Here is a 3,881-nt window from a genome sequence, read left to right as displayed (position 1 = left end):
GGTTGTGCCGCCGCATCTTTGGCGAATCTCCGATGAAACTCTATTTGCACATCCGCCTTCAGGCCGCGCGCAACATCCTGTTTTATGAGGAATATTCGATCAAGGACGTGGCCCTGTCCTGCGGCTTTTCCTATCCGGCGGTTTTTTCACGGGCGTTCAAACAGCAATTCGGTCAGACCCCACGGGCGTTCCGGGCAACTTTGCGCGACCAGCAGCGGCAGGGAATGCGCCCTGAAATCCGCCGGTTGATAACATCTTCGGATCGGGTCGCGTAAAGGACGTTCGCGGCGCAAGGCAAGATCGCCGGATGATGGCCGTGGACCGGTCAGTAAGAGATATCCGCAAAACCCGAAACTCTTTGTCGGCGGGGATGCCACGCCGTTATCTGAGGGCGTCGGGGATCTCGCAAACCGGGATCGGCAGCATCTTGTGCTGGTTCGCCCGGTTCAGACGCCGGCAGATCGCCATGACCTCGGCCTGCCGTCCCGTCAGCGCCGCGTCATCGCCCTTATAATCCATCGCCCATTCCAGTTCCGGATAGCTCGCGCCGATCTGGTCTTCATCGGTACGGCTGTCGCCCCAGAGCCCGTCCGTGGGTGGGGCTGCAAGGATCGCGTCATTCACGCCCAAAGCCCGGCCAATCGCGTAAACCTCGGACTTCATCAGATCGGCAATCGGGCTCAGATCCACCCCGCCGTCACCGTATTTGGTGTAGAATCCGACGCCGAAATCCTCGACCTTGTTGCCAGTGCCGACGACCAGTCGGCCATGCTGACCGGCAAGATAATAAAGCGTGGTCATGCGCAGGCGCGCGCGGGTATTGACCAAAGCCATGTCGCGTGCAGCACCCGCAGGCTCACCCGGCAGTGCGGCAACCAGACTGTCGAAGACGCCGGTCAGCTCCACCTCCTGCCCCGCCACATTCGCATGCCGCGTCTTCAGCATCTCGATATGATCGCGCGCCCGGCTGACCTGATCCCTGCTTTGATGGATCGGCATCTCGACCACCAGGGTCGGCCGCCCCGTCCGCGCGGCGAGCGCCGAGGAGACGGCGGAATCGATCCCGCCCGACACGCCGATGACGAACCCTTTCATCCCCGAAGCCGCACAATAATCCTCAAGCCATCCGGTGATATGGTCGACGACAGCCTCGGTTTTCATCTCACTCTCCCTTCAGGATTCATCGACACGGACGACCTCGCCGCGAGTCACGCCGCGCCCGGCTTGCGCGCAACGAAATCGATCAGCGCCGAGCGACCCGAATGCCCCTTACCCTCATCGACATCGGCATCAAAGTCCTCAGCCCGCAGCACCTCATAGCCCGCGAAAGCCCCGCGCAACAGATCGAGCGTGTACATGTTTTCCGGATCGGGCGGCCCGCCTGTGCCATACCCGACCTGACGTGGCGCATAGCCGTGAATAAGAAGCAACCCGCCCGGCTTCAACGCGCGGTCAATGCGCCGAAAAAGCTCGGCCCGCTCCACCGGACCAACGAACTGTATGAAGATGCCGGCAACGACATCATGCGCGACCGACCAGTCCCAACCGTCAAGATCGGTCACATGGAACGCCACTTCCACACCTTTCTCCCCGGCCAGTCGCCGCGCCTTGGCCACGGCATTTCCTGACGGGTCAAAGGCAGCGACACTCAGCCCCTGCCCGGCCAGCCAGACCGAATTGCGCCCCTCGCCATCGGCAATGCAAAGCGCGGTCTGCTCCGGCACCAGCCAACCCGCAACACGCGGCAGGAAATCGGCAGGTGCCGTTCCAAAGAGGTAATCCTCTCCGGCATAGCGTTCTTCCCACATCCTGCTCTCCTTGGTGGTGCCGCCCGAATACACCGCTATATTTCGCCCCTCACACGGCGATTGCAAGGGCAAGCCGCTTGCCCCGCCCGCGCCCGCATGGTCTAATCCGGGTCCAATCAAAAAGACGAGCAGCACCATGGCGAATGACATCTTCTCGGGCCAGCCGGACGACTACAACGCCTCCTCCATTGAGGTCCTCGAAGGCGTCGAACACGTTCGCCTGCGCCCCGGCATGTATATCGGCGGCACCGACGAGCGTGCGTTGCATCACCTCGTCGCGGAGATTCTCGACAATTCGATGGATGAGGCCGTCGCCGGTCACGCCAACCGAATCGAGGTCGAACTTCACGCGGATTTCGCCGTTACCATCCGCGACAATGGCCGAGGCATCCCCGTCGATCCGCACCCGAAATTTCCAAACAAGTCAGCGCTCGAGGTCATACTCTGCACGCTCAATGCCGGCGGCAAGTTCTCCGGCAAGGCCTATCAGACCTCAGGTGGATTGAACGGCGTTGGTTCCTCCGTGGTCAACGCTTTGTCCGACAGCATGGTGGTCGAAGTCGCCCGCAACAAGGAGCTTTTCGAACAGCGGTTTTCGCGCGGCCTGCCCCTCGGCCCGATCAAGAAAACCGGCGCCACCCAGAACCGGCGCGGCACCTCGATCACCTTCCACGCCGATGAGGAGATCTTCGGCCATCACCGCTTCAAGCCGGCCCGCCTGCTGAAGATGGTGCGGTCCAAGGCCTATCTCTTCTCGGGCGTCGAGATCCGCTGGAAATCCGCCATCGACGACGGTGAAACGCCCACCGAGGCCACGTTCCACTTCCCCGGCGGTCTGGCCGATTACCTGAACGAACAGCTCAACGGCTCCACCACCTATGCCGACCGCCCCTTCGCCGGAAAGGTCGGCTTTCAGGAGAAATACGGCGAACCCGGCAGCGTCGAATGGGCGATCAACTGGACGCCCTCGCGCGACGGTTTCATCCAGTCCTATTGCAACACCGTGCCCACGCCCGAGGGCGGCACGCATGAGGCGGGCTTCTGGGCCGCGATCCTGAAGGGCATCCGGGCTTACGGCGAGTTGGTCAACAACAAGAAGGCGGCGCAGATCACCCGCGACGACCTCTTGACCGGGGGCTGCGCGCTGGTTTCCTGTTTCATCCGCGACCCGGCCTTTGTCGGGCAAACGAAGGACCGGCTTTCAACCGAGGCCGCCCACAAGATGACCGAAGGGGCCGTCCGCGACCATTTCGACAATTGGCTGGCGGCGGATACGAAGTCCGCGGGCGCGATCCTTGATTTCCTCGTGCTGCGCGCCGAGGAACGGCTGCGCCGCAGGCAGGAAAAGGAAACCGCCCGGAAAACGGCGACCAAGAAACTGCGCCTGCCCGGCAAGCTCGTCGATTGCTCGGCAACCAACCGCGAGGGGACGGAGCTTTTCATCGTCGAGGGCGACTCGGCGGGCGGCTCGGCCAAGATGGCCCGCGACCGCAAGACCCAAGCCCTCCTGCCGCTCAGGGGCAAGATCCTCAACGTCCTTGGTGCCGCTTCCTCGAAACTCGGGAGCAATCAGGAAATCAGCGACCTGACCCAGGCGCTCGGCTGTGGCCTTGGCACGCGGTTCAATATCGACGACCTGCGCTATGACAAGATCATCATCATGACCGACGCCGATGTCGACGGCGCCCATATCGCCGCCCTCCTGATGACCTTCTTCTTCACCCAGATGCGGCCGATGATCGACAAGGGGCATTTGTATCTGGCCTGCCCGCCGCTCTACCGTCTGACGCAAGGTGCCAAACGCATCTATGTGGCCGATGATGCAGAGAAGGAACGCATGATGACCAAGGGCCTTGGCGGCAAGGGCAAGATCGACGTCCAGCGCTTCAAGGGTCTGGGAGAGATGGACGCCAAGGACCTGAAAGACACGACCATGAACCCCGAGACCCGCAAACTGATCCGGGTCAGCATCGACGATGAGGTGCCGGGAGAGACCGGCGATCTCGTGGAGCGGCTGATGGGCAAGAAACCGGAGCTACGGTTCCAGTTTATCAGCGAGAACGCACGGTTCGT

Annotated in this window: 4 protein-coding genes; 2 read left to right on the top strand and 2 right to left on the bottom strand. The window is 62.1% G+C overall.

Going from position 1 to position 3,881, the window contains the following annotated elements; translation table 11 throughout:
- On the top strand, positions 1 to 275 hold a 275-nt coding region (locus WBB85_RS01635; RefSeq protein ID WP_432636882.1), incomplete at its 5' end, for a helix-turn-helix transcriptional regulator.
- Positions 276 to 381: 106 nt separating this feature from the next.
- On the opposite strand, the gene nadE is transcribed toward WBB85_RS01635, so the two are convergent.
- Complete coding sequence (gene nadE / locus WBB85_RS01630; RefSeq protein WP_432636881.1) at positions 382 to 1,161, bottom strand: NAD(+) synthase; 780 nt, start codon at positions 1,159 to 1,161, stop codon at positions 382 to 384.
- A 47-nt stretch (positions 1,162 to 1,208) separates the two neighbouring features.
- A complete protein-coding gene (locus tag WBB85_RS01625) occupies positions 1,209 to 1,808 on the bottom strand; it encodes an SAM-dependent methyltransferase (protein WP_432636880.1) in 600 nt (199 codons plus the stop codon).
- Positions 1,809 to 1,944: 136 nt separating this feature from the next.
- Between WBB85_RS01625 and parE the strand changes: the two genes are divergently transcribed.
- On the top strand, positions 1,945 to 3,881 hold a 1,937-nt coding region (gene parE / locus WBB85_RS01620), incomplete at its 3' end, for a DNA topoisomerase IV subunit B (RefSeq protein WP_432636879.1).

This window comes from Albidovulum sp., from assembly GCF_049646345.1.
Lineage (GTDB): Bacteria > Pseudomonadota > Alphaproteobacteria > Rhodobacterales > Rhodobacteraceae > Albidovulum.
The sequence above is the reverse complement of the archived record's forward strand: the minus strand, read 5'-3'. Positions and strand labels throughout refer to the sequence as shown.

What these genes read in the sequence shown, in the direction of transcription:
- nadE (WP_432636881.1), bottom strand. Translation starts at nt 1,161, where the DNA reads ATGAAAACCGAGGCTGTCGTCGACCATATCACCGGATGGCTTGAGGAT.
- WBB85_RS01625 (WP_432636880.1), bottom strand. Translation starts at nt 1,808, where the DNA reads ATGTGGGAAGAACGCTATGCCGGAGAGGATTACCTCTTTGGAACGGCA.